A 25077-nucleotide genomic window follows, 5' to 3' on the forward strand; every position below is an offset into this window, starting at 1 on the left:
CCCTCACCCTGCTCGCCACGCCGGGGATCACCTTCCTCCTTCTGAGCCTGCTCTGGCTGCTCGGTGTGCCGGTGTCCGAGCGGGCGATGTCGCGGCTCACGAAGCTCGTGTATGCCTTCCTCACCGTCATCGCGGGCGTCATCTTTTATCAAATGTGGCAGGGCGACCTGCATTCCGTGCGCACGTCGATCGGCGATCACTGGTTCAAGGTCGCGCACTATGAGTTTCCGCTCACGCTGCTGCTCGACCGCCTTTCGCTGCCCATCGTCACCGTCACGGTCATCCTCGCGGGCGTCGTCGGGGCCTTCAGTGTGCGTTACCTGCACCGCGATCCCGGCTTTTTCCGCTTCTTTCTGCTGCTGCATCTGTTCACCTTCGGGGCGCTGATGGTCTTCATGGCGGACTCGCTCGATGTGCTCATCGGCGGCTGGGAGATCGTCGGCATCACGTCCGTCCTGCTCATCGGTTTCTTCCAATACCGGCCGGACCCCGTGCGCAATGCGCTGCGGGTGTTCGCCACTTACCGGGTGGCGGATCTTTTCATGCTGCTCGCCGTCTTCCTTGCCCATCATTGGTTCAAAACAGCCTCCTGGGGCGGCATGTTCACCGGGGAATGGCCCGGACACGTCAACAACCTCAGTGGCAAGGCCGCCACCGTCGTCGCCGTGCTTCTTGTCTTCGCCGCCAGTGGCAAGTCGGCCCAGGGTCCCTTCTGCGGCTGGCTCGCTCGTGCCATGGAAGGGCCCACGCCTTCCAGCGCCATCTTTTATGGTGCCATCAGCGTCCACGCGGGCGCTTATCTCCTGCTCCGCATCGAGCCGCTGCTGCATTCTTCCGCCATCGCCACCGGTCTCGTCATTTTCATCGGCGTCACCACGGCGTTTCTCGGCACGCTCGTCCATCGCACCTGTGCGGACGCGAAAACCTCGCTCGCCTACGCCGCCCAGACGCAGCTAGGCCTCATCTTCGTCGAAATCGGCCTCGGCTGGACCACGTTTGCCATCGTCCATCTCGTGAGTCATGCGGTCCTGCGCACGCTGCAGTTTCTGCGCTCCCCGTCCATGCTGCGCGACTACAACCGCGTCCATGCCGCCGCTGGCGGCCAGATCGAGGCCACAGGGGAGCACTACGAGTCCCTCCTGCCGAAGAACGTCCAGCTCTGGCTCTATCGCGCGGCCCTTGGCCGTGGCTTCTATGACCCGGTGGTCGATCGCTTCATCGTCGCGCCTGTTGTCCGCGTCGCCCGCTTTTTGGGCGTGTTCGAGCTCCGCGGCGGCAAATCTTGATCTCAGACCTTTCTGGCCTCTCCCATATGCACTTTCTCTCGTTTCCTCTGCTCAGTTTCGGCATCGGCCTGCTGCTAGTCACGGCCCTGTGGGCGCTGAAGGCCGCGCAACCCCGGCTCACGGCCATTTTTGGGGCCACGGGTGCCTTCGTTTGTTTTCTGTGCTCCGCCTTTGAGGTGTCAGCCGCCGGGCACGAGCGTCTGTTTGACCCCTGGCTGCATTGCTTTGAGGCGGATGCCCTGGATGCGGTTCCCATGGCTTTCTTCGCGGCCTTGACGCTCGGCGTGATCATCCTCATGCCACGTCGCGATGCCACCGGTCGTGCCGTTTCCGGCATGCTGCTGCTGGCCGCCGCCACCCAGACGGCGTATGGCGCGGCAAACCTCGCCGTGCTCGCCACCGGCTGGTGGTTCACCAGCCTGCCCTTCGTGCTGCGCATGTTTGGCGAGGATCGCAATCAGAAAGTCGCCCAGGGCTTTCTCATCGCCAGCAGCATCGCGCTCACGGCCGCCATCGCCCTGCTGCATCACATCGAGATCGATGAGATCAGCCACGCCAGCAATCTCGCCTTCGTCCTCTTCATCCTCGCCGTCGCGTTGCGCAAAGGCCTCTTCCCGTTGCATGGCTGGATGATCAGCCAGTTCGAGCGCGGGCCGCTCCTGCCTGTCGCATTGCTCTTCAACGGCCACCTCGGTGCGCTCCTCATCGCCCGCAGCGAGGCCACGGCCCTCACCCTCTCTGAAAAGCATCTGCTCGACATCCTGGGCATCGTCGCCCTCGCCACCGCGCTGATCACCAGCCTGCGTGGCTTCGCGGAGAAGAAGCCCCGCCGCATGCTCGGCCTGCTGTGCCTGTCGCAGGCCAGCTTCATCCTCGCCGGCATCGCCACGGCCAATGCGGAAGGCATCACCGGGGCGCTCGTCCACTGGCTTGTCGTCGCCGCGGCCTCCACCGGGCTCATCACCATCGTTCGCGTTCTCGAAGTGCGCGTCGCGGGCACGGCAGATCCGGATGGGCACTTCGGTTTCGCCGCCAAGGCGCCCCGCCTCGCGACTTTCTTCCTCGTCTGCGGCCTCGCTCTCATCGGCCTGCCCGGAACCCTCGGCTACTGTGCCGAGGACCTCATCTTCCACGGTGCGTTGGAGAATCATCCCTGGCTGGGCGGAGCCCTTCCTGTCGCCACCGCCTTCAATGCCATCAACCTCCTGCGCATCTTCAACATCCTCTTCCTCGGCGTGCTGCCGAAGCATGTGATCGACATCCCGGATGCGTTGCCGCGTGAGCGCTGGCCGCTCGCCGTGATCATCGTGTTCCTGATCGCGGGTGGCATTCTGCCCTCCAAGGTCCTGCACTGGCGTGAGGAGGCCGCGCATGGCATCGAAAGCGCCCTTGGCATCGCCGAAAAAGCCGGCGGTCATGGTCACTGAACGCGCCTGCCGCTCCTCGACGCAAACACGCTCTTCGCCTCCGCGGTGATCACGGCCAGGGCGGGATGCCGCATCGCCCGTTCCAGCGTGATGAGATAGCTCGGGAAGCCGCACTTCACCGGCCGTCCCACAGGCTTCAGGCCATAGCGTTCGATGGCCTCACCGAGCACGGTCGTGGCGATCGGGGCCACGCCGAGTCCGTCTGCCGCCGCCGTCTTCATCAGCGCCGCGTCATCAAACTCCGCCACCAGACGCGGGCGGATGCGGTGGGAGTCGAACCAGCGGTCGATCTCATGCCGCCAGGCCGTGCGGTTCGCAGGCAGCAGCATCGGCGCGTCTTTGAGCGATCCTGGAAAGCCCCTGCCCAGTTTCTTGGCGAGTGCGGGCGAGGCGCAGAACACCACAGGCGATTCACCCAGCAGATGATTGAAGGCCTTCACCGGCAGCGAGGACGGCGCGGCCTCGTCTGACAGCACCACGTCCAGCCTGCCGCCCGCCAGCGAGCCTAGCAGCTCCTGCGCGTGACCTTCCACGCACGAGAGCTGCAGCTTCGGAAACGACTTCACCGCAGGCTGGATCAGCCGCCACGCCACCAGCTTCGGCATCGAATCGGTGATGCCCACATTCAACCGCAGGTTCCGCGCGTTCCCCATGCCGTGGAGCGAGCGCACCATCTCCGTGCCGAGCGCAAAGATCTCCGCCGCGCACTCCATCACCAGCCGCCCACCCGTGGTCAGCTTCAATCCACGCCCGGTGCGGTCGAACAGTGGTTCGTCGAGGCTCTTTTCCAGCGCCTTGATCTGCGCGCTGATGGTCGGCTGTGAAAGGTGAAGGCGTGCCGAAGCCGCCCGCAGGCTTCCTGCGCGGGCGACTTCCCAGAACAGACGGAGGTGGTGGTAGTTGAGGTGGGTGGGGTTCATGGCAGTATGATTCGAGATTATCGAAGGATAAATTCCAAACATCGAAATAGTCAAAGCGGGAATCAGCCCCAAAAATCCGGCCCGCACGGCCGATCCTGGCCGTCCAACCAAACCAACCGCCAACCAACCATCATGAAAACCTTCTCTTATGCCCTGTTCACCGTCTTGGCAGTCGCATGCAGCTCATGCGCCGGCCGGCCGGCTGTTCCCTCGCCCCGCGACAGTTACAACGGCAAGCCCGTGCTGACCCGTGCAAGTCATCCATCAGGCGGTTCCATGAACGGGGTGGGCGGCGTATATCTCGGCCGCCGCTACTTCACTCCTCCCGGATCCAAAACCGGCCTGGAGTGGATCGACGTGTATGGCCAGCCGTGATGGCCATTTGATCAATCCCGCATGAAACCTCCCGTCGCTGTCAAAACTCCCATCCTCGCACAACTCGCTGCCATCACCGGCAGCGAGTTTGACCACGAACGAGCGAAGATCGCCGTCCAAAACGCCACGAAGGCGGATTCTGATCCGCTGTCGCAGCTCGTATCGGCTGCCGCGGAGGTTTACATGAAAGTCACGCCCGTGCGGCAGCCGCTGGCAGAGGTGCTGTGGAATGCGCGCGGGGACCTGCCGGTCGTGATCTGGAGCGCCAAAGAGCAGCGCTGGATCGTGGTGACCTTCGCGGGCTGGTTTCGCGTCCGCATCGCCGATGGCGAGCATCCGACCCATCGCATCAGCATCTCTCGCGGCGATCTCGCAGCCATGCTCGGGCTGAAAAGCGCCAACGAGGTCGTCGAGGCTGGTGTGGTGCATCAGGAGCGGCCGGCCCACGCGATGAGCATCCACGCTGATCCGGAACATCACGACCATGTCAGCCCGGAGCGGCGTTTTTTCCGGCTTTTGAAGGCGGAAAGGCAGGACATCCTCACGCTGCTCATCTTCTCGGTCTTTTCCGGCATCCTCTATCTCGCCGCGCCGCTCGCGGTGGACTCGGTGGTGAGCAATCTGGCCTTCGGCGGGCAATCGCAGCCGTATGTGCAGGCCATTGTCATCCTGGCCATCGCGCTGTTTGGCGCCCTTGGCCTCCAGGCAGTGGTCAGCGGCTTCCAGTATTACATCTCGGATATCATCCAGCGCCGCATCTTCGTGCGCACGGCCGCGGACCTCGCGTATCGCCTGCCACGCGTCAAAGCGGAGGCACTGGATGATGTGCATGCGCCGGAGTTGGTGAACCGCTTCCTCGATGTCGTCACCGCGCAGAAAAGCACCGCGCTCCTGCTGCTGGACGGCATCAATCTCGTCTTCGGCAGCCTCATCGGCATGCTGCTGCTCGCCTTGTATCACCCGCTGATGCTGATGTTTGTCGTCATCCTGCTCGCGCTCATCGCGCTGAGCATGTGGCTGCTCGGCAAAGGCGCGGTGAAGACCAGCATCGCCGAATCCCGCGTGAAATACGACGTGGTGAACTGGTTTGAGGAGATCGCGGCCTTCCCCTTCGCCTTTAAAGGCCCCGGCGGTTACCAAATGGCCGGCGAGCGCGCCAATCAGCTCGCCACCGAATATCTGCAGCGCCGCTCGGCGCACTTCCGCATCGTCATGCGCCAGATCGTGGCGCTGCTGGTGCTCTCCGTGCTCGCAGCGGCCGTTTTGCTCATCCTCGGAGGTTGGCTGGTCATCAGCCAACAGATCACGCTGGGTCAGTTGGTGGCCTCAGAACTCATCATGGGCACCATCGTCACCGCAATGGCCAAAATGGGTAAAAAACTCGAGGCTTGGTATGACGCCATGGCTGCGATGGATAAGCTGGGGCACATCTTCGACCTCGAAATCGAACGCGAGGACGGCGAGCAACCCGCGAAGCGCGAAGGCGGTGCGGAGGTGCGAGCTTGTGAAGTATCGTTCGGCTACCACGAGCCGCTTTTTGCCAAAAAGACCTTCACCATCCCCTCTGGCAGCCGCGCGGCCATCGTCGGCCCCCATGGCTCGGGAGCGAGTTCGCTGCTCGACATCCTTTTTGGCCTTCGCCAGCCTTTGGAGGGCCATGTGAGCATCGACGGCCTCGATTTGCGCAGTTGGTATCTCGAAGCCTTGCGCGAGAGCGTCATGCTGCTGCGTCGCGATGAGATCGTGGATGGCAGTGTCATCGAAAATCTGCGCCTGGGCCGCGTCGATGTCGGTTTGGATGAAATCCGCAGCGCCTTGGAGCGCGTGGGATTGCTCGATGTGCTGCTGCATCGCCCCGAGGGCCTCAATTTGCGTCTGAAGGTCGGCGGTGCGCCGCTGAGCGGCAATCAGCGCACGCGTTTGCTGCTCGCTCGTGCTCTCGTGCAGCGTCCGCGGCTTCTGTTGATCGACGAGCTCTTCGACAGCCTCGACGACGAGTCTTTCAAGCTCCTCGAAACCGCCATCCTCGATCCCTCGCTCACCTGGACGGTCATCCTCGCCACGCGCGATCACGATGTCACGAAGCGCTGCGACCAGATCATCGAGCTCGCGCCCTGTCATTTGAATGACGGCACGTCCTCCGAATCGGAAACTCAACGCCTGCAAAACCGCTCATGAGCCAAGCCACCACCTACTCCGCGCCTCCGCTGCCTGCGCTGAGCCTCGCTGGTTCAGCGAAATTCACGCGCATCTTCAGCCGCCTGCTGCTGGTCGGCTTCATCGCCTTCGTCTTCGGCATTCTGTTTCTGCCGTGGCGACAGTTTGTGTCTGGAGCCGGACGCGTGATCGCGTTCAATCCGCTGGATCGTCGCATCAACATCGAGGCGCAGGTCGCCGGACGCGTGAAGCATCTTCACGTCGTCGAAGGTCAGCGCGTAAAAAAGGGCGAGCTCATCATCGAGATCCAGGACAACGACCCGAACCTCCTCAACAACCTCAAAGCGCAGCGCGAGGCCATCGAAAGCCGTCGCGACTTTGCCAATGGCCGCGTCGAGTCGCTCACCGCGCAGATCACGCAGCAGGAACTCGCCAAAGCGCAGGCCATCGACGGTGCGCAGCAGCGTGTCGCCGCCGCGAAGATCGCCGCGGAGACCTCGCAGTTGAACTACAACCGCACGAAGGACCTCTTTGAGAAAAAACTCGAGTCGCAGCGCAATTTTGAACTCGCCACGCTCTCACGAGACTCGACCATCGCCGAGCTGAAGTCCGCCGAGGCCGCGCTGAAGCGCACCAGCAACGATTTCGATGCCACCATCGCCTCCACGCATGCCTCGAAAGGCACCGCCTTGAGCGAAGTGGCCACCGCCGAGCGCGATCTCTCGGCCATCGACATCCAGATCAATCAAAACCTCCGTCAGGTCGTCGAATCACCGCGTGATGGCATCGTGCTCGAAGTCACCGCCACGGATGGCACTTATTTGAGACCCGGATCGCTCATCTGCGTCGTCATTCCCGAAACAGACAGCCGCTTTGTCGAAATCATGGTCGATGGCAACGACATGCCGCTCATCCAGCCGCGCAAAGACGGCCAGCCAGGCAGTCCGGTGCGTCTCGCCTTTGAAGGCTGGCCCGCCGTGCAGATGATCGGCTGGCCGCAGCTCGCCATCGGCACGTTTGGCGGCGAAGTTGTCTTCGTCGATGCCACAGACGATGGCACCGGCAAATTCCGGGTCGTCGTTGGTCCCGCCGATGACATCGTCGATCGTGGCGATGGCAAAGGCCCCGTCACCGTCGGCTGGCCTGACAAAGACCGCTGGCTCCGTCAGGGTGCCCGTGCGAATGCGTGGGTCATGCTGAACCAAGTCCCGCTCTGGTTTGAACTCTGGCGTCAAATCAACGGCTTCCCGCCCGTGGTCAGCGACAAGGACGGCAAACTCGACCCGACCAAGAAATCATGATCAGAATGACTCACGCAAAGGCGCAAAGGCGCAAAGAATCCCAGGTTCAGGGCCTTTGCGCCTTTGCGCCTTTGCGTGGGACTTCATTCCTTTCTCGCAGCGCCGTCTTGCTGCTCCTCATTTTTCAGTTCTCAATTTTCAGTTCTCAATTTTCAATCCTGAGCGCTGCCGAGAAGCCCAAAACGCTTCTCCTTCAAGAAGTCCTCGCTTCCGTTCAATCGCAGTATCCGCCTTATCTCGCCGCTTTGATCGAACAAGACATCGCAAACGGCCGCGTGAGACAGGCGCAGGGGGCCTTTGACCTCAATTTGAATGCAGGCGGCACGATGAACCTCGCGGGCTACTACGATGGACGCACGGGTTACGCCATGCTGGAGCAGCCGCTGCCGTTTTGGGGCGGCAGCGTGTATGGCGGCTACCGCTTGAGCAGCGGCTTCCTGCCGAACTACAACAAGGATCGCACCGGCGTCGATGGCGAGGGCGTGCTCGGCTTTCGCATCCCGCTGCTGCGCGATGGCACCATCGACCGTCGCCGTGCGTCGCTCTGGCAGGCGCAAATCGACCAGGAACTCGCCGACCCGATCATCCTGCGCCAATACCTCGACTTCATCCGCGCCGCGACGATCAGCTACTACACCTGGGTGGCGAGCGGACAGCGCCTCGCACTCGCCGAGGAGCTCTTCCGCATCGCCAAAGACCGCGACAGCGCCATCGCCGAGCAGGTCAAAAAAGGCGCGAGTGCTCCCATCGTGCAAATCGACAACCAACGCCTCGTCGTCAGCCGTGAAATCGCCACCGTGCAGGCTTTGCGACGCTTTCAGGCCTCTGCCATCGAGCTTTCGCTCTTCTTCCGCACGAAGGACAAAGCCGAGCCCGTCATCGCCGAGCGAAATCGCGTGCCCAAAGCCTTCCCGCCGCATCCACGCCTCGATGAAAGCCAGCTCACCGCCGACATCGCGAAAGCGGCCGTTTTTCGTCCCGAAATCCGCCGCATCGAGCTGCTCACGCAAAAGGTCGAAATCGACCGCAAGCTCGCGAAGAACAACATGCTGCCGAATCTCGATGTCGGCGTCGAAGCCGGTCAATTCTTCGGAGGCAATCGTCCGCGCGACATCGAGCAAAACGAGATCGAGGCCAAAATGGAGTTCAAACTGCCTCTGCAACGTCGCGAGGCCCAAGGCCGCGTGGACATCGCCGATGCCACCATCGAGCGCCTCAACAACGACAAGCGTTTCGCCCGCGACCGCATCACCGCCGACGTGCGCGATGCCTACAGCGCCCTCATCGCCGCGTATGATGCGCTCAAGATGACGCGCCGAAACGTCGAACTCGCCCGCCAGCTCGAAACCGCCGAAAACGAACGCCTCAAACAAGGCGCGACCGACCTCCTCGCCCTCCAAATCCGCGAACAAGCCACCTTCGACGCCCAAGTCCTCGAAGTCGAAGCCCAAGCCGACTACTTCCGCGCTCAAGCCAACTACCGCGCTGCCATTGCTGCGGATGCGCCGTCGCAACTCACCCGGTGAGATTTCAGCGCTTCTTTGTCATCAACTCCCGGAGGATCGGATTGGGGAAGCGACGGCTCGGGGTGATGGCGTAGAAGGTCTCTTTGATCTGGGGGAAGCGGTGCCGCTCGACGAGGGTGCCGTTTTCAAGCTCGTCACGGACGACGACCGGTGGAACGAGGGTGACGCCGTTGGTTTCGCGGGCCATCAGACGCAGCATGGCCATGTCATCGACCTCGGCCGCGATGTTGGGACGGATTCCAGCCTGATCCATGAGGACGTCGAAGGCTGCGCGAAGACTGCTTTCGAGGCTGGGCAGGACGATGGATGTGGCACACAGGTCCTCGGGGAAGCGGAAGGGCTTCATCCCGCGTGTGCGGCGGCCCACAAGGCTCACGGACTGTTCATCAAGCAGATGACTGTGCCAGCCGGTGTCGGCATCCCGGCGCACGGGGGTGTTTGAGAGCACAACATCGAGGGTGTGGTTCTGAAGCTGCGCCAGAAGCTCGCGCAGCGTCCCTGAGTGGATGATGAGCTCCACGTCATCGCGGGTGATGAGCGGGCGCAGGAAGCTGAGCTGGAAATTGCGCGACAGATTCGAAGCGGCGCCGACGCGAAGGAAACCGCGGCTGCGTCTGGCGCGGTTTTGCAGCAGGTCCGTGAGCTCCTCGCCGCTGCGGAAGATGGAGTCGGCATACTCAAGGGCGATCTGGCCGGCCTCGGTGAGCACGAGTGCCTTGTGCTTCCTCTCAAACAGCGTCTGCCCAAGGCTTGCCTCAAGACTGCGAAGCTGGACACTGAGCGCGGACTGGGAGAGTTTCAGGTGGCGAGCGGCCTTGGTGAGGCTCCCTTCGTGGGCGATGGCGCGGAAGTAGCGGAGGTGGTGGTAGTTCAGGAAAGCCATGAGTGCATGCTTTTAGCAAAGCGAACGATCTCTGGCAAAAGATGAAATGGAGAGAATGCGGTTTCACCCCAGTTTTCACGCAATCACTTCGTCAAACCCCTCGGTGACAGCTTGAATTCGGGATGAAAGTGGGAGGGCCTGAGGCTCTTGATCGCGATCTTCCCCACAAGAAGAGCGATGCAAGATTGCCGTCAGGCTGATGGTGTTGGACGCAGGGAAAACGGGGTGGTTTGCACGCATCACGTGCGCCGGGGATTGTGGCGGATTTCATTCCTGAAAGGATGTGATTCAAAACCCCCTGCCGGGGCTATACGAGAGGCATCAAGAAAGTGCGATGACTGTGCAACGCAAACACCCCCACGATGCGCACACTCAATCCCCCCCTGAAATGGATCATGCTTGCCGGCATGATGATCACCCCGCTTCTCAACAGTTGCCACAAGGTGGAGGCTGAGGAGCACCACGAGGAGGAAGCGGAGCATGAGCCTTCCAAGCTGATCGTCTCCAGGCCGATGAAGAAGGATGCGACGGTCATGCGCGAGTATGTGGCGCAGATCCGCTCCTGCCGGAACATCGAGCTGCGGGCACTGGAGCGTGGCTACCTTGAGGCAATCCACGTCAACGAAGGCCAGCATGTGAACGAAGGGGCTCCCATGTTCAAGATCCTGCCCCTCGTCTATCAGGCGGAGCTCAAGAAGGCCGAGGCGGAGTCTCAGGCGGCGAAGGTTGAATACGAAAACACCAAACGTCTGGCGGACAACAAGGTCGTCTCCGACACGGAGCTGGCCATTGCGAAGGCAAAGCTCGAAAAGACGCTCGCAGAAGTCAATCTGGCCCAGACGCACCTGGGCTTCACCGAGTTGAAGGCTCCCTTTCCCGGGTTGATGGACCGCCTTCAGGTGCGGAAGGGCAGTTTGGTTGACGAAGGTGACCTCCTGACCACGCTGTCTGACAACAGCGAGATGTGGGTGTATTTCAATGTGCCCGAGGCGGAGTATCTGGAATATGCGTCCGAGCCGCCTGCTGAGGACAAGAAGGCGGTGACCTTGATGATGGCGAATGGCAGGCCGTTCAAACACAGCGGCAGGATCAATGTCATTGAGGCTGAGTTTAACAATGAAACGGGGACCATTCCCTTCCGTGCGGACTTTCCGAACCCGGACGGCCTGCTCCGCCATGGGGAGACCGGCAACATCCAGATGAAGAAGGTCTTGAAAGGCGCGGTCCTCGTGCCGCAGAAGGCCACGTTTGAGATTCTCGACCACCACTACGTCTTCGTGGTGGATGAAAACGATGTGGTGACGCAGCAGCGCATTCACATCAGCGAGGAAGTGGAGGACCTTTTCATCGTCAGCAAAGGTGTCACGGAGAAGGACAAGATCATCCTCGAAGGCCTGCGGCATGCCAGGTCGGGCGAAAAAGCCGAATACGAGTTCGAAGAACCCGAGAAGGCGTTCAAGCACCTCAAACTGCGCGCTGAATAACTCCCGGAGGTCCCGACATGTTCACCAAAATCCTGCACAGGCCGGCACTGGCCATTGTGATCTCCCTTCTCATCCTGTTTCTGGGAGGTCTGTCGATCTTCACGCTGCCCATCTCGCAGTTTCCGGACGTCGCACCCGTCGTGGTGATGGTCACGCTCGATTACCCCGGCGCGAGCGCCAAAGTGCTCGAAGAGTCCTGCCTCATTCCTTTGGAACGCTCGATCAACGGCGTGCCGAACATGAAGTACATGACCTCCGATGCCACCAGCGCGGGCGAGGCCACCATCCAGGTCATCTTCCACATGGGGACGGATCCCAATCAGGCCACAGTGAACGTGATGAACCGCGTGAACCAGGTGATGAGCCGTCTCCCGCCACTGGTGCAGCGCGAGGGCGTGATCGTGAACAACCTCACGCCGAACATGCTGATGTACGTGAACCTGTACAGCACGGACAAGAACGCGGACATGCAGTTCCTGTTCAACTACGGCTACATCAACCTCATCCCCGAGCTGAGCCGCATCCGAGGCGTGGGTTCCGCGAAGATCCTCGGCACGCGCCAGTATGCCATGCGCATCTGGTTGAAGCCGGACCGCATGCGTGCCTACAACATCTCCACCGAGCAGGTGATGAAGGCTCTGTCGGAGCAGAGCGTGATCGGCTCGCCGGGCCGGCTGGGTCGCGCCGACAGCAAGACCTCCCAGTCGCTCGAATACGTGCTCACCTACACGGGCCGCTATAACGAGGTGTCGCAGTATGAGAACGTCATCCTGCGTGCCACGGAGCAGGGCGAGCTGCTGCGGCTGAAGGATGTGGCCAGCGTGGAGCTTGGCAGCGAGTTCTACGACCTCTACTCCGACCTCGATGGCAGTCCCTCGGCGGCCATTGTGATCAAACAAAGCTACGGCAGCAACGCGCACGAGGTCATCAAGGAGATCAAAGAGAAGCTGGCGGAGTTCAAAGAGAAGTCGTTCCCGGCCGGCATGGACTACAAGATCAGCTACGACGTGTCGAACTTCCTCGACGCCTCCATCGAGAAGGTGCTGCACACGCTGGTGGAGGCCTTTGTGCTCGTGGCGCTGGTGGTCTTCGTCTTCCTCGGCGACTGGCGGTCCACGCTCATTCCCACGCTGGCGGTGCCGGTGTCGCTCATTGGCGCCTTCTTCCTGATGCAGATGTTTGGCGTGACGATCAATCTGATCACTCTCTTCGCACTCGTTCTGGCCATCGGCATCGTCGTGGACGACCCCATCGTCGTGGTGGAGGCCGTGCATGCGAAGATGCACGGCAGCTCTATCACGCCCTACAAGGCCACGCAGATGGTGCTGCATGAGATTTCGGGTGCGGTGATCGCCATCACGCTGGTGATGACGGCCGTGTTTGTTCCAGTGACGTTCATGACGGGACCGGTGGGCGTGTTTTACCGACAGTTCTCCATCACCATGGCCGTGGCCATCGTGCTGTCCGGTGTGATGGCGCTCACGCTCACGCCGGTGCTCTGCGCGATGATTCTGCGGAAGACGGACCATCATCACGGGCCTCGCGGACCGATTGCGTGGCTGCTGGGCATCTTCAATCGGGTGTTTGACAAGATCACGGGCGTGTATGCGGGGATGCTGCGACGCATCGCGCATCGCTGGGTCTTCACGCTGCTGGTGCTAGGTCTCGCAGGGGCGGCGATTTACCAGATCAACCAGAAGCTGCCCGCTGGCTTCATCCCGGCGGAGGACCAGGGCATGATCTACGCCATCTTGCAGACGCCGCCGGGCTCCACCCTCGAACGCACCTTCGCGAAGTCCACCGAGCTGCAACGCATCGCGAAGAGCATTGAAGGCGTCGAGTCCGTATCGTCGCTCGCAGGCTATGAAGTGCTCACGGAGGGCCGTGGATCGAATGCTGGCACCTGCTTGATCAATTTGAAGAACTGGTCCGACCGCAAGCTGACCGCGCCGCAGATCATCGCGGAGCTGGAAAGGCGCTGCAAAGAGATCGCCGGTGTCACGCTCGAGTTTTACGAGCCGCCGGCGGTGCCCGGCTATGGCGCGGCGGGCGGCTTCTCGCTGCGCTTGCTCGACAAGACGAACACCGGCGACTACGACCGGCTCCAGGTGGTGAACAACGAGTTCATGGAGGCGCTCGGCAAGCGCAAGGAGCTGCGCGGCCTCTTCACCTTCTTCAGCGCGAACTACCCGCAGCAGGAGCTCGTCATCGACAACCAGGTTGCCATGCAGAAAGGCGTCTCCATCGGCAAGGCGATGGACAACCTCTCCATCCTCATCGGCAGCACCTACGAGCAGGGCTTCATCAAGTTTGGCCAGTTCTTCAAACTCTACGTCCAGGCCGATCCGAAGTATCGCAAGCTGCCGAAGGACCTCGACGACCTTTATGTGGCGAATGAGAAGGGCGAGATGGTGCCCTACTCGGCTTTCATGACCTTGAAGCAGAAGCAGGGCCTCAATGAGATCACGCGCTACAACGCCTACCCCGCGCCATCCATCCAAGGTGCGCCTGCGGACGGCTACAGCAGCGGCGATGCCATCAAGGCCATCCAGGAGGTCGCGGCGGAGACGCTGCCACGCGGCTACGACATCGGCTGGGCGGGCTTGTCCTTTGACGAGGTCGGACGCGGCAATGAAGCGCTCTACATCTTCATCATCGTGCTGATGTTCGTGTATCTCGTCCTCGTGGGCCAGTATGAGAGCTTCATGCTGCCGCTGGCGGTGATCCTTTCGCTGCCGATCGGCGTGATGGGCTCGTTCCTCCTGCTGAAGAGCATGGGGCTCGACAACGACATCTACGCGCAGGTCGGTTTGATCATGCTCGTCGGTCTGCTCGGCAAAAACGCCATCCTCATCGTCGAATTCGCCACGCAGCGCCATCGCGAAGGCCTGTCGGTCTTTGAAGCCGCCATCGAGGGTGCGAAGGTGCGCTTCCGGCCGATCTTGATGACGTCGTTCGCCTTCATTGCCGGCATGGTGCCGCTGCTGCGAGCCTCTGGTGCAGGAGCCATCGCAAACAAAACCATCGGTGCCTCCGCCGCGGGTGGCATGCTGCTCGGCACCGTGATGGGATTGCTCGTCGTTCCGGGCCTCTACTACATCTTCGGCACACTCGCCGACCGAGGCAAACTCCTGCCGGACGAGCATGACACGCCGCTGACCGAACTCGGCGAGTTCAAATAACCTTACCGCCCCCAAACAAGCTCATGAAGAAATCATTTCACCTAATAGCGTTCAGTTGCGCCGTCATCCTCGTGCAGGGTTGCGTTCCATTGCGCAAAGATGCGCTGCCATCCAGCGATCCCCCTGTTCCGGCGAAGTATCCGCTTTCAGATGGTGCCCGAAGCTCAGCGCTTACCGGTTGGAGGGAGTATTTCAAGGATCCCAACCTGACGTCGCTCATTGCAGCCGCGCTGGAAAACAACCAGGAGCTGAACATCCTGATGCAGGAGATCGCTGTGTCGAAGGCCGAGGTGCTTGGGCGGAAGGGAGCCATTTTTCCATTCATCAGCCTCGGTGGCAGCGCCGGCCTGGACAAGGTGGGCAAGTACACACGTGAAGGCGCGGTCGAGGAGGGGCTTGAGATCAAGCCGGAGAGGCGGTTCCCGGACCCTTTGACCAATTTCGGCACGTCAGCAGACTTCGACTGGGAGGTCGATATCTGGCGGAAACTGCGGAATGAGCGTGACGCCGCGATCAAGCGTTATCTGGCCACCCAGGAAGGCCGGAACTTCATGGTCACCAACCTGGTCTCCGAGATCGCGCAGTCGTATTTTGAGCTGCTCGCGCTCGACAGCCAGATGGCGATCTTGAAGCCGATGATCGAGATCCAGCGGGATGCCCTCGATGCGGTGAAGCTGCAAAAAGACGCCGCCAAGGTCACGGCGCTCGCGGTGAAACGTTTCGAGGCGGAAGTGCTCAAAAACCAGAGCCATCTCTTTGAGGTGCAGCAGCAGATCACCGTCACGGAGAACAAGCTCAACTACCTCGCCGGTCGCTATCCACAGCCGGTCAGACGCAATTCGTCTGGATTTGAGCATCGCATGCTCACCGGCATTCATTCCGGCCTGCCTGCTGAGTTGTTGCGCAACAGGCCGGATGTTCGCAAGGCGGAGATGGAGCTTGCCGCGTCGGGCCTGGAGGTGAAGGCAGCCGCGGCGCGGTTTTATCCCTCGCTGAACATTTCCGCCGCGCTCGGCCTGCAGTCATTCACGTTGTCGTCAGCGTTCAATTCGCCCGCTTCCCTGATCTATGGCGCGGCTGCGAATGTCGCCGGCCCGCTCATCAACCGCAGTGCCATCACAGCCGCCTACGAAGGTGCCAGCGCCCGCCAGGTGGCCGCGATCTATGCTTACCAGCAGGCAGTTTTGAAAGCCTACATCGAGGTGGTGAACCAGCTCAGCCAGATCCGGAACCTCAACCAGAGCTACGCCCGCAAGACCGAGCAGGTGAAGGCCCTCTCCGACTCCATCTCAATCGCCGGACAGCTTTTCAACAATGCCCGTGCCGACTACACGGAGGTCCTCATGACCCAGCGTGACACCCTGGAGGCCAAGATGGACCTCGTGGAGCTCAAACAGCAGCAGCTCAACGCCTTCGTGAAGGCCTACAAGGCGCTTGGGGGCGGCTACAACCGGGATTCCTGACATCTTTTCGTTGTTGGTGAACGCCACGGCCTGCCTAGCGGGCCGTGGCGTCGGCTTTTGACAAAAACGAACGATGCATGGCAAAACATGAATTGGAACGAATGGATGGGGTGGAACATGGATCGGGCCATGAACCTCCTACCCTTCATGACAACACTCGCCCAAACCTCCCTTCAAACACTTGAAGCTCCGGAATGGAGCACCCCGTTGATCTTGGTGGCTGCGGTGATCGCCGGGACGATGATCCGCGAAGGAAAACTGGCCGCGGAGGGCGCATTGCGGGTCGCTCGGTTGTTTTTTGTGACGGCGCTGATCCTCGCGGGCGGCGTGGCGCTGGTGGGGCCGATGCGCGTTGAGTTCGCGGCTTGGGGACCGGCGAAGCTCGCTTTGCTGGTCGATCCGCTGTCTTCGCTGATGTTCCTGCTGGTGAGCTTCCTCGGCATCGTGGTGACGCGCTACGCGGTGAACTACCTCGACGGCGATGCGCGGCAGGCGACCTTCTCGCGCTGGCTGGTGCTGACGCTCACGAGCGTGCTGGTGCTGGTGCTTTCGAGCAATCTGCTGCTCTTCACGGCGGCGTGGATCGCCACGAGCCTGAGTTTGCATCAATTGCTCACCTTCTACCGCGAGCGGCCGGCGGCGGTGATCGCGGCGCGGAAAAAATTTATCATCAGCCGGCTGGCGGACGTGTGCATGATCACGGCGCTGGTGCTGGTGTGGCGCGGGCATGGCACGTGGGAGTTTCATGAGCTCTTCGCGAATCCCGCGGGGCCGCACTCGGGTCTCGTGGCCGGTTTGCTCGTCGCAGCGGCGATGCTGAAGTCGGCGCAGTTCCCCTTCCACTCCTGGCTGCCGGACACGCTGGAGACGCCGACGCCGGTCTCCGCGCTGATGCACGCGGGCATCATCAATGCGGGCGGTTTCCTCATTGTGCGGCTGAGCCCGCTGGTGACGCAATCCTCCACGGCGCTGAACACGCTGGCGCTGCTCGGAGCCTTCACCGCGCTGTTTGCGAGCGTGATCATGATGACGCAGACAAGCATCAAGAAGTCGCTCGCGTGGTCCACGGTGGCGCAGATGGGCTTCATGATGCTGCAATGCGGCCTCGGGGCCTTCGCGCTGGCGATGATGCACATCGTGGCGCACTCGCTCTACAAAGCGCATGCCTTCCTGAGCAGCGGCAGCGTGGTGAATCTCGCCAAATCATCGTGGACGCCGGTCGGACGGCCTGCGGCGCATCCGCTGGTGGTGCTCGGTTCGCTCGCGGTGTCGATCGCGATTGGTTTGGGTGTCGCGGCGGCGTTCAGCTTCGATCTGGCAAATGATCCGGGCCAGGTGCTGCTCATCGCGGTCTTCATCATGGCGATGTCTCACCTGCTGTGGACGCTGTGGAGCAGCAGCATGCGGCAAAGGCTCATCCTGCGCGGCATCGGCCTCGTCGCGGTGGCCACGGCGGCGTGCTTCGCGCTGCATGCGGGCTTTGAGCACCTGCTCGCAGCCAGCGTGCCGGCCTACGCGCCGCTGCGCAGCGGCGTGGAGCATGCGGTGATGATCCTCGTGGCGCTGCTCTTTCTCGCGGTGCTCGTGTTTCAGTCGCAACTGCCCGCCTGGGCCTCACGCCCGGCCTTCCAGCGACTCTACGTGCATGCCAGCAACGGCTTCTACCTCGGCACGCTCTTCAATCGGATTACGCAGAAACTCATCGCCTGAAACACCTCACGCCTCCTCTTTCCATGAACACCACCCTCGACACCGCGACCGAAGTTCTCGCCATCAAAAAGCCCGTCGTCCTCGCGGACAAGCCGAACTGGCTGCGGCATGCACGCAATGCCTGCCTGCGCGTGCCGCCGCTGTGGCCGCTGCACAGTTTTGTGGCCGTGAATCCCTTCGTAGGTCTCACCGGCCGGCCGTTTGCCGAGGTGTGCGGCCTCATGCAGCGCGTCACGCACGAGAGCATGCTTATGAGCGTGGAGTACTTTCAGCAGCAGTTCGCCAGCGGCCGCATCACCACGCCGGATCTCACCGCCGCGATCCAGCAGAGCGGCGCGGAGATCAGCACCGCGGATCTGCTCGCGTGGTTGAAAAATCCCGAGCCGCAACCGCTCGCAGGCCTGCAAAGTCTCGCCGACATCGCCACGACGCGGTTTGGCGGACGCTGGAGCACGCTCATCACCGAGGAGACCTCGAAATGGTGCGCGGCTTACTTTGACGAAGGTCAATCGGCCTGGCGCATGCCGTGGAAGAAGCAGTCGCTCTTCGCCGCGTGGCGGCAGGCGGCGCTGGTGGATGCCACGCCGGAGCTCATCGGCCTCAAAGGCTTCCGCAAGGTCGTCACCGGCCTGCCGGAGACCACCGCGGACGCGGTCAGCATGATGCTCGATCTGCTCGGCGTGCCCGCCGCAAAGGTGGAGGACTACCTGCATCGCCTTTTGATGACGCTGCCCGGCTGGAGCAGCTACGTGCAGTATCAGGTGCGCGACAAGGCGATGCACGGCACGCACGATGAATCGCTGCTCGACCTGCTCGCGGTGCGGCTCGCGTTTGAGACACAGCTCGCGCGGCAGTTTGATGAGGCCGATCTCAAAGGCGAGTGGCTGCAAAGCTTCGCCTTCGAAAAAGTCGCGTCACAGGACAAACAACTGCTCTGGCATGCCGCGCTCGAAGTCGGCTTCCAGCGCGAGCTTTGCACCAAGATTACGCAAAGCGCCGCGCAGGCTCCGAGCGAGCCCAAAGTGCGCCCCGCAGTGCAGGCGGTGTTTTGCATCGACGTGCGCTCCGAGGTCATGCGGCGCTCGCTTGAGGCTGCATCGCCTGAAATCGAGACGATGGGCTTCGCGGGCTTCTTTGGCATGCCCATCGAATACATCCCCTTCGGCCAGCGGCATGGCAGCTCGCAGGTGCCCGTGCTCTTCACGCCCAAGTATCGCATCCGCGAGCATCTCCCGCAGGCCACGCCCGAGCAGGAAAAGGACGCGCGGCGGAAGCTGCAGGTCGGTCGCCGTGTCGCACACTCTTGGAATGCCTTCAAGACCTCCGCAGTGAGCTGCTTCAGCTTCGTCGAGGCCGCAGGTGTCGGCTTCGCATGGAAGCTCGTGAAGGACGGCTTTCAACTCGGCAAACACGACTCGCACAGCTGCTCCTCCTGCGCCGCGCCGAATCTGCACGAGCACAAACGCCTTATCCCCGATCCGCTCGATGACACGCAGGCGGAAGCCGGCATCCCGCCGGAAGATCAAGTGCAGCTCGCTCTCGGTGCGCTGAAAAACATGGGCCTCACCTCCAACTTCAGCCGCCTCGTCATGCTCTGCGGCCACGGCAGCAACACCACGAACAATCCGTATGCCGCCGGGCTCGATTGCGGTGCCTGCGGAGGTCACGCCGGCGATTCGAATGCCCGCGTCGCCGCTGCCATCCTCAATCAACCCATGGTCCGCAGCGCGCTGGAAGGTCACGGCATCCGCATTCCGCAGGACACGCGCTTCATCGCCGCGCTGCACGACACCACCACGGACGCGATCACGCTTTTCGATGCCGACAAAGTGCCACTCTCGCATGAGACTGACCTTTTGCAGCTCCAGCTCTGGCTTGAGGAAGGCTCGAAACGCTGCCGCCAGCAACGCGCCGCCAGTCTCGGCCTCGCCAGCGCCGAGGAGGCCGAGCTCGACCAGCTCATCCATCAGCGCAGCCGCGACTGGGCGCAGGTGCGGCCCGAGTGGGGGCTCGCCGGCAACGCCGCCTTCATCGCCGCGCCCCGCGAGCGCACGCGGCACCTCAATCTCGGCGGACGCGTCTTTTTGCACAACTACCGCCACAGCGCCGACACCACCAAAAGCACGCTCGAGCTCATCATGACCGCGCCCATGGTCGTGGCTAACTGGATCAACCTCCAATACTACGCCAGCACGGTGAACAACCGCCTCTGGGGCAGCGGCAACAAGGTCACGCACAACGTCGTCGGCACCTTCGGCATCCAGCAAGGCAACGGCGGCGACCTCCAGGCCGGCCTGCCGCTGCAAAGCGTCCACAACGGCGAAACCTGGATGCACGAGCCCGTCCGCCTCAGCGTCCTCATCGAAGCCCCCCGCACCGACATCGACGCCGTCATCGAGAAGCACGAAAGCGTCCGCCAGCTCGTCGAAAACGGCTGGCTCCACCTCTTCGCCATCGAGGACGAGGGGCGGGTGATCGTGCGGCGCGGTCAAAACGGCGCTTGGCAGCCTTGAAACGCGAAATCAGCGGATCTTCCAGATCTTCACGTCGTCGATCCAGACGGTGTTGGGGATCAGGAAGCTGAACCAGCGCTTCATCGGATGCGCAAAGCCTTCTGAGCGGTGTTTGGCGATCAGTTTGCCGTCGAGCGTGAGACGCATCTCATCGCCCACGGTGAGCAGAATGAGCTCATGCCACTCGGTGTCGGCCTTGAAGGGCACGTTGATGCTTTTTGTCTTCAGCAGAGCTTCGAGATCGGCGGGCACTTTTTGCTTCTTCGCCACCGCTTCATCGCGTCGGCGACGGTTTTCGAGGTTCATGATGCCGGTTTTGTGATCCACGAGCGTCACGCTGCTCTGGCTGAGGATGCCGTAGCAGAGATGGCCGGCATGCACGCCCTTCGTTTCGCGATCGACAAAGCCAAGCTGCAAGGTCTCGCCCTTGTTCAGCCCCGGAAACCGAAACCGCACCACCGCGCCGCCATCCGTGAACCCTGCCTCATGATGGATGTGCGCCGCATGCTTCGCCGCCTCCGATGCACTCGCGACCTTCAAGATGCCACCATCGAGATCCGCCATCTTCACATTTGGAACCCGATCTGCCGTCGCGCTGTTCCAGCCATTGCCGATGGCTTTGGCGAGGTTGCCGTCTTCTTCACGCTCGAACGCCTCGTGGAAGATCAGCGTCGCGTTTTTCTCAAGCCAGGCGTTGGAGTCTTGGGAGAATGACGAATGCAAAATGGCGAATGACGAAAGGACGAGGAGAAGGCGCATGGTGGGTTTGAAATGGATGATTCGTTGATGTTTCCTGCTGTGGCGGGCGGGCCTGAAAAGAGGATTATTGCGGCTCGTCAGTCAGTCGTGCGACGACGAAGTCGATAGCTCGCAGTTTGTTGTCGGCTTCGGTGACGATGGCATTGCGAGGAGCGACATCGGTGGCGACGAATTCACCGCGTCTCCAAGTCTGCTGGGCTACGACAGCGCTTTCGGTGTTGGGCGACCACGGCTCACAGCCACAGGCTTTCATCCACTCTTCGAGTTCGTCCTCGCAAGGACGTCTGCCGACAAAGAACGGCTGGCTGAGCGTGAGGAAATCGGCACGTGAACCGATGCTGTCGAGTTCCAAGCCGCTGCCGAAGCATGCCTCGAACCATGCAAAGCGATGGAGGGCTTCGATCAAGCTGCCACCGCGAATCCGCCAGCGTCCGTTGCTGCCTTGATCGAGCACATAGCCGAAGCCGCCGTCATTGGGCGACGCGAAGAGCTTGATGACGCGCTGATGATCGGGATCGAAAAAGACGACGGCTTCACCACCGGCGTCGATCAAAGTGAGCTCGCCACACGAGTCGCTGTCGTGATAGGGATCGACTCGTGTCGAGAGTGAACGGCCAAACTCCGGCGTGGCGCGGAATTGCTCGAAGAGTTCGAGGCTTACTTGGCGGCCGTCGAGACGGGCGGCGAACTGGCAGGCGGCGTGGAGGCTGCCGTTGGCTTCAGCCCACGCCAGGCACCGCGCGAGGTGTCCTGCAGACGATTGCGACGGCATTGCTCCAGCGCTTCCTGCGCTGTGACTCGGCGTTGATTCGGCGGTGCTGACATGGGTGTAGGGTAATACTTGGTGAAGATGACGCAATCGGAAGCTTGGCAGGGCGGACATGGTCAGTTGGCCTCGGTGAAACGGCCTCAGCGCCTGAGATATTCCAGCGCTGCGGCGCGGAACTCGGCCTCAGCCGGATACTGCCCGGTGCGTTGCTTCGCGTCAGCGAGATGCTTCCTCGCCCAGGCGAAGTAGCGCTGGTGGGTGTGCCAGATGGGCTGCTTCTCGTTCTGTTCGTTGATGAGCCAGAAGCCGCCGGGTTTTTCGGGGGTGCCTTCGTTGTCGTAGAGTTCCCAGTAAAGCACGAAGGGGCAGCCCCATTCGAGGGCGGCGATCATGGTGTCGATGCTTTTGCGGTCGGTCACCTCGGCCGAGTAGCGTCGGGCGGGGAAGCCGTATTCGCCGATGAAGACGCGTTTGCCGGGGATGCCGGGCTTGGGATTGAGTTTGGATTCGAGATGATTGAGCGCGGCGTGGAGATCGTCGCGGATACCGCGCTGGAGGCTGTCGTAGCAGGAGTAGCTGACGAAATCGACGTCCACCTGCGGGAGGATGTCGTTGGCGAGGCATTGGCCGCCTTGGAGGAAGGGCTCGACGAGGTTCGCCTCGGTGTAGTGCCAGACTTCGACGTTCTGATGCGGTGTGTCGCGCTTCGCGTCGTCGATGGCCTGCTGACGGACCTTGAGCCAGGCGATGAAGTTCTCGCCAAAGTGCTCGGGGAAGGGCTGTTTCGGGTCAAAGTGCGGTCGCAAATGCCAGTCGCCCTCCCAGTGGCCGAGGTAGAATTTTTTGCCGCTGCCGCTGTAGGTGCGCAGCAGATGCGCGGTGAGGTCAAACATCTCGAGATACTCCAGATCGCGCTCCGCGGGCTTGTAGGTGCCCGCGCTGCCATGCGTGGTGAAGGGATAGGCCCAGATGAAGAAGTGCGTGAACGGCATGTCGAGCACCGCGCGATGCGTCGGCTCCTTCGCCGCGATCTCGGCGAGTGTTTGGAGGCCGGGATTGCTCCCGCGCACATTCACCTTCGTCTTGCCAAACGAGGCCTGCTTCGAGATCGAGAACTTCATGATGCCCGACCCGAGCTCCGCGATCAGCTTCGCGCTCTCCAGCAAGGGCTCGTCCTGCGTGAACTGATACCGCCCGCCGATGGCCTGCGTGCCGAGGAGCATGTTTGGCGGCTGCGCGGGGAAGGCGGAGAGCAGAGGGCAAAGAGCGAAGAGGAGGAGGCGCATGAGGCGAGCGTCAGGCCATTCGCAGATCGAGGCGATCATCACCATTCAAGTCGAGCACACGGACGGTGGCTCGACCTACGGCGGTGCGCCCTGCAATGCGGATGCCGTTCCAGATGAAATGCTCGTCCCAGTTGTCTCTTCGCGGGTGGAACAGCGGAGTGATCTCATCGGTCTCCGGGTCGATGCCTGTCAGGTTCGTTCCTTTGTGCAGATTGCAGTCGATGCAGGCCAGGCAGAGATTTTCCACGGCATCAGTGCCGCCATGCTTGATGGGGCGGATGTGCTCGATGTGCAGCGCCGCCAGCGGGGAGTCATCCTGATGAAGCTGGCAATACTCGCAACGGTGCTGCGCCCGTTGTCGCACGAGATGCCGCACGGCCTCGGTCATGCTGCGGACTGGGCTTTGAAGCGTTTCGCCTCACGCATCATCAGGGCGATGAACTTGTTGGCCCGGACGTAGCCCTCATACTCGGCCCGCTCTTCTTCCGTGAGTTCGCCTTCGGTGCTTTTCCCCGCCAACTGGTCAATCCGATCCCGCAGGGTCCGGTCTGGCATGACAGACATGATCAAATCCTCCTTGCCGGGAAGGAGAAGTTGCAGCAGCGGCGAGACACCGCGTTGAAAGGCCATCTGAGTGCTCATGAGACGAGTTTGCCACGCTGGCAGTGTTTGTGCAAGGGCTGTGGAAGGCTGAGGGTGAAGAGGAGAAGGGCAAGAGGCTGAACTGACTCTGGCAGGTGCTAAGAGGATGGTTCAATAAACTACGTATCTTACCATCTGAGGATGCCAGTCACGCTAAACTAGATTGACCGCTTCTCCTGGTGAGCATTCGAACCACCGTTTGAAAGGGCGGCAATAGGAATATGCTGTTTGATAAAGCGCCTTCAAAGTATCGGGCGGAGCAAAAATGGAAACATGCTGAATGCCGTTGGACGCTGAAAAACAAAACGCAACATCACCCTGGGAAGCGGACTTGTCACAATAGCATATGGCGGATTTTGAATCACCCTTGGCCAACTGATAGCGTGAGGAAAAAGTAGCTGGCCCAGAGCAATTCATGAAAATCTCGGCTATATCGTTTGGCGGCTCGTGCATGCGTAGAACGATGGAGCCACGACTCCATCCTGAAGCGTTCCAAAATCTTTCGTGACCTGAAAACACATCGCGGGTGAGGTCGAGCCGATAACGACCTCGTTCTGGAAGTAGAATATCGGCAGGGAACGCTAAAGCCCGTGCTCCTTTGGCGGGCGGCCATACCATCGCGGTCGTTGCACCTCGAATCAGAGGTTGGATCACCTTGGAGTGGGCGGGCAACACAGCATCTGCTTCAGGGCAAGTCAGACATGTCGAAACAAAAAATGTGCCCGCTAGAGCGAGGTGATCGAATGACTCAGATGGAATCTCAGCACGATGGGGATGCATGATTGATGACTATTCGAGAATGAATCATTCACAAACGTGCACTTTTGTCAGCAACTCTATCTCAATTCCCCTTCACCAGCCTCTTCCTCCACCTCGGCAGTTCTTTGCCGAGGAGTTCGGCGGGGCGGGTGCTGAAGAAGTCGTAGGCGACTTTGTTTTTGGCAGTCATTTGATTCTTTTCTCAATCCAGCCACTTCCAGGCAGGCACGACGCGGATCGAGAGGCCTTGCTCCTGTAGCTCATCTTCCTGATCGAGCGTGAGGACGAGTAGCTCTCTCGGCTGGCCTTTGATGCCGCCGGGTAGAGCTGCGACTTGGAGGAGGCCGCGTAGCTCGCGGGTGCGGTTTTCAGGGGTGAGGCGGGCGCAGCACTGGATGGCGTGGGTGGGTGTGACGAAGTCGCATTCCCAGTCGTTCGGCATGGCGGCGAAGGTGGGTGACTCGCCGAGGCGGCGGAGGTGGAGCAGGACGGCGTTTTCGAGGCGGCGGCCGAGATCGGGCGTCGGGTTCGGCGTATTCGCGGCGGCGAGGCCGGTGTCGATGGCGTAGGCAGTGTTTTAAAACCTCTTGAGCGGCTGCATCCAATCGATGACAGCGGCGAAAGCGAGCAGTGAT

At 61.4% G+C, this 25077-nt stretch carries 20 protein-coding genes; 11 read left to right on the forward strand and 9 right to left on the reverse strand.

Annotated elements, in window-relative coordinates:
* Together IAE77_RS28600 and IAE77_RS28605 are read left to right on the forward strand one after the other, a co-directional pair.
* The coding region (locus tag IAE77_RS28600) for a proton-conducting transporter membrane subunit (RefSeq protein WP_294234559.1) at window positions 1-1286 on the forward strand (1286 nt) is incomplete at its 5' end.
* Between the two features lie 26 nt (window positions 1287-1312).
* Complete coding sequence (locus tag IAE77_RS28605; RefSeq protein WP_294234561.1) at window positions 1313-2713, forward strand: proton-conducting transporter membrane subunit; 1401 nt, start codon at window positions 1313-1315, stop codon at window positions 2711-2713.
* On the opposite strand, the gene IAE77_RS28610 is transcribed toward IAE77_RS28605, so the two are convergent.
* The gene (locus IAE77_RS28610) at window positions 2707-3633 is read right to left on the reverse strand and encodes a LysR family transcriptional regulator (protein ID WP_294234565.1); all 927 of its coding nucleotides are present in this window, start codon (window positions 3631-3633) and stop codon (window positions 2707-2709) included. The two genes, IAE77_RS28605 and IAE77_RS28610, sit on opposite strands and share 7 nt — an antisense overlap.
* A 132-nt stretch (window positions 3634-3765) precedes the next feature.
* Between IAE77_RS28610 and IAE77_RS28615 the strand changes: the two genes are divergently transcribed.
* The 4 genes from IAE77_RS28615 (at window position 3766) to IAE77_RS28630 (ending at window position 8992) form a co-directional block, all read left to right on the forward strand.
* Window positions 3766-4008, forward strand: coding sequence for a hypothetical protein (locus tag IAE77_RS28615; RefSeq protein WP_294234568.1), 243 nt, complete (start codon window positions 3766-3768; stop codon window positions 4006-4008).
* A gap of 21 nt (window positions 4009-4029) precedes the next feature.
* Window positions 4030-6186, forward strand: a complete 2157-nt coding sequence (locus IAE77_RS28620; RefSeq protein WP_294234571.1) for an ABC transporter ATP-binding protein — start codon at window positions 4030-4032, stop codon at window positions 6184-6186.
* Window positions 6183-7466 (forward strand): HlyD family efflux transporter periplasmic adaptor subunit, encoded by a 1284-nt coding sequence (locus tag IAE77_RS28625; protein ID WP_294234573.1) that lies wholly within the window; start codon window positions 6183-6185, stop codon window positions 7464-7466. Before IAE77_RS28620 ends, IAE77_RS28625 begins: the two co-directional genes overlap by 4 nt.
* 107 nt (window positions 7467-7573) lie before the next feature.
* Window positions 7574-8992 carry a TolC family protein gene (locus tag IAE77_RS28630; protein WP_294234575.1) on the forward strand — a complete coding sequence of 473 codons (1419 nt, stop codon included), beginning with the start codon at window positions 7574-7576 and terminating at the stop codon, window positions 8990-8992.
* 4 nt (window positions 8993-8996) lie between these two features.
* On the opposite strand, the gene IAE77_RS28635 is transcribed toward IAE77_RS28630, so the two are convergent.
* Window positions 8997-9875 (reverse strand): LysR substrate-binding domain-containing protein, encoded by an 879-nt coding sequence (locus IAE77_RS28635; RefSeq protein WP_294234577.1) that lies wholly within the window; start codon window positions 9873-9875, stop codon window positions 8997-8999.
* 407 nt (window positions 9876-10282) lie between these two features.
* Here IAE77_RS28635 and IAE77_RS28640 point away from each other — a divergent pair, with 407 nt between their 5' ends.
* The 5 genes from IAE77_RS28640 (at window position 10283) to IAE77_RS28660 (ending at window position 20227) form a co-directional block, all read left to right on the forward strand.
* Window positions 10283-11359 carry an efflux RND transporter periplasmic adaptor subunit gene (locus IAE77_RS28640; protein WP_294234578.1) on the forward strand — a complete coding sequence of 359 codons (1077 nt, stop codon included), beginning with the start codon at window positions 10283-10285 and terminating at the stop codon, window positions 11357-11359.
* Window positions 11360-11376: 17 nt separating this feature from the next.
* The gene (locus IAE77_RS28645) at window positions 11377-14541 is read left to right on the forward strand and encodes an efflux RND transporter permease subunit (RefSeq protein ID WP_294234580.1); all 3165 of its coding nucleotides are present in this window, start codon (window positions 11377-11379) and stop codon (window positions 14539-14541) included.
* A gap of 23 nt (window positions 14542-14564) precedes the next feature.
* Window positions 14565-16004: a TolC family protein gene (locus tag IAE77_RS28650; RefSeq protein ID WP_294234582.1), complete on the forward strand. Its 1440-nt coding sequence runs from the start codon at window positions 14565-14567 to the stop codon at window positions 16002-16004.
* Window positions 16005-16151: 147 nt separating this feature from the next.
* Window positions 16152-17714: an NADH-quinone oxidoreductase subunit L gene (locus IAE77_RS28655; protein WP_294234585.1), complete on the forward strand. Its 1563-nt coding sequence runs from the start codon at window positions 16152-16154 to the stop codon at window positions 17712-17714.
* Window positions 17715-17737: 23 nt separating this feature from the next.
* Window positions 17738-20227, forward strand: coding sequence for a DUF2309 domain-containing protein (locus tag IAE77_RS28660; protein ID WP_294234587.1), 2490 nt, complete (start codon window positions 17738-17740; stop codon window positions 20225-20227).
* Between the two features lie 9 nt (window positions 20228-20236).
* On the opposite strand, the gene IAE77_RS28665 is transcribed toward IAE77_RS28660, so the two are convergent.
* The 7 genes from IAE77_RS28665 to IAE77_RS28695 all read right to left on the reverse strand — a co-directional run bounded on the left by IAE77_RS28665 (window position 20237) and on the right by IAE77_RS28695 (window position 24884).
* On the reverse strand, window positions 20237-20986 hold the full coding sequence (locus tag IAE77_RS28665) for a hypothetical protein (protein ID WP_294234590.1): 750 nt from the start codon (window positions 20984-20986) through the stop codon (window positions 20237-20239).
* Window positions 20987-21050: 64 nt separating this feature from the next.
* A complete protein-coding gene (locus IAE77_RS28670; RefSeq protein ID WP_294234593.1) occupies window positions 21051-21869 on the reverse strand; it encodes a hypothetical protein in 819 nt (272 codons plus the stop codon).
* Window positions 21870-21895: 26 nt separating this feature from the next.
* Window positions 21896-23041, reverse strand: a complete 1146-nt coding sequence (locus IAE77_RS28675) for a hypothetical protein (RefSeq protein ID WP_294234596.1) — start codon at window positions 23039-23041, stop codon at window positions 21896-21898.
* 10 nt (window positions 23042-23051) lie between these two features.
* Window positions 23052-23429, reverse strand: a complete 378-nt coding sequence (locus IAE77_RS28680; protein ID WP_294234598.1) for an HNH endonuclease — start codon at window positions 23427-23429, stop codon at window positions 23052-23054.
* Window positions 23426-23683 carry a hypothetical protein gene (locus IAE77_RS28685; RefSeq protein WP_294234606.1) on the reverse strand — a complete coding sequence of 86 codons (258 nt, stop codon included), beginning with the start codon at window positions 23681-23683 and terminating at the stop codon, window positions 23426-23428. The genes IAE77_RS28680 and IAE77_RS28685 overlap by 4 nt, the downstream gene beginning before the upstream one ends.
* A gap of 153 nt (window positions 23684-23836) precedes the next feature.
* Complete coding sequence (locus IAE77_RS28690; protein ID WP_294234608.1) at window positions 23837-24463, reverse strand: hypothetical protein; 627 nt, start codon at window positions 24461-24463, stop codon at window positions 23837-23839.
* 181 nt (window positions 24464-24644) lie between these two features.
* Window positions 24645-24884, reverse strand: a complete 240-nt coding sequence (locus IAE77_RS28695) for a hypothetical protein (protein ID WP_294234611.1) — start codon at window positions 24882-24884, stop codon at window positions 24645-24647.
* Window positions 24885-25077: the final 193 nt, after the last annotated feature.

The organism is Prosthecobacter sp., from assembly GCF_014879935.1.
Lineage (GTDB): Bacteria > Verrucomicrobiota > Verrucomicrobiia > Verrucomicrobiales > Verrucomicrobiaceae > Prosthecobacter.

What these genes read in the sequence shown, in the direction of transcription:
- IAE77_RS28605 (WP_294234561.1), top strand. Translation starts at nt 1,313, where the DNA reads ATGCACTTTCTCTCGTTTCCTCTGCTCAGTTTCGGCATCGGCCTGCTG.
- IAE77_RS28610 (WP_294234565.1), bottom strand. Translation starts at nt 3,633, where the DNA reads ATGAACCCCACCCACCTCAACTACCACCACCTCCGTCTGTTCTGGGAA.
- IAE77_RS28615 (WP_294234568.1), top strand. Translation starts at nt 3,766, where the DNA reads ATGAAAACCTTCTCTTATGCCCTGTTCACCGTCTTGGCAGTCGCATGC.
- IAE77_RS28620 (WP_294234571.1), top strand. Translation starts at nt 4,030, where the DNA reads ATGAAACCTCCCGTCGCTGTCAAAACTCCCATCCTCGCACAACTCGCT.
- IAE77_RS28625 (WP_294234573.1), top strand. Translation starts at nt 6,183, where the DNA reads ATGAGCCAAGCCACCACCTACTCCGCGCCTCCGCTGCCTGCGCTGAGC.
- IAE77_RS28635 (WP_294234577.1), bottom strand. Translation starts at nt 9,875, where the DNA reads ATGGCTTTCCTGAACTACCACCACCTCCGCTACTTCCGCGCCATCGCC.
- IAE77_RS28640 (WP_294234578.1), top strand. Translation starts at nt 10,283, where the DNA reads ATGATGATCACCCCGCTTCTCAACAGTTGCCACAAGGTGGAGGCTGAG.
- IAE77_RS28645 (WP_294234580.1), top strand. Translation starts at nt 11,377, where the DNA reads ATGTTCACCAAAATCCTGCACAGGCCGGCACTGGCCATTGTGATCTCC.
- IAE77_RS28650 (WP_294234582.1), top strand. Translation starts at nt 14,565, where the DNA reads ATGAAGAAATCATTTCACCTAATAGCGTTCAGTTGCGCCGTCATCCTC.
- IAE77_RS28655 (WP_294234585.1), top strand. Translation starts at nt 16,152, where the DNA reads ATGACAACACTCGCCCAAACCTCCCTTCAAACACTTGAAGCTCCGGAA.
- IAE77_RS28660 (WP_294234587.1), top strand. Translation starts at nt 17,738, where the DNA reads ATGAACACCACCCTCGACACCGCGACCGAAGTTCTCGCCATCAAAAAG.
- IAE77_RS28665 (WP_294234590.1), bottom strand. Translation starts at nt 20,986, where the DNA reads ATGCGCCTTCTCCTCGTCCTTTCGTCATTCGCCATTTTGCATTCGTCA.
- IAE77_RS28670 (WP_294234593.1), bottom strand. Translation starts at nt 21,869, where the DNA reads ATGTCCGCCCTGCCAAGCTTCCGATTGCGTCATCTTCACCAAGTATTA.
- IAE77_RS28675 (WP_294234596.1), bottom strand. Translation starts at nt 23,041, where the DNA reads ATGCGCCTCCTCCTCTTCGCTCTTTGCCCTCTGCTCTCCGCCTTCCCC.
- IAE77_RS28680 (WP_294234598.1), bottom strand. Translation starts at nt 23,429, where the DNA reads ATGACCGAGGCCGTGCGGCATCTCGTGCGACAACGGGCGCAGCACCGT.
- IAE77_RS28685 (WP_294234606.1), bottom strand. Translation starts at nt 23,683, where the DNA reads ATGAGCACTCAGATGGCCTTTCAACGCGGTGTCTCGCCGCTGCTGCAA.
- IAE77_RS28690 (WP_294234608.1), bottom strand. Translation starts at nt 24,463, where the DNA reads ATGCATCCCCATCGTGCTGAGATTCCATCTGAGTCATTCGATCACCTC.
- IAE77_RS28695 (WP_294234611.1), bottom strand. Translation starts at nt 24,884, where the DNA reads ATGCCGAACGACTGGGAATGCGACTTCGTCACACCCACCCACGCCATC.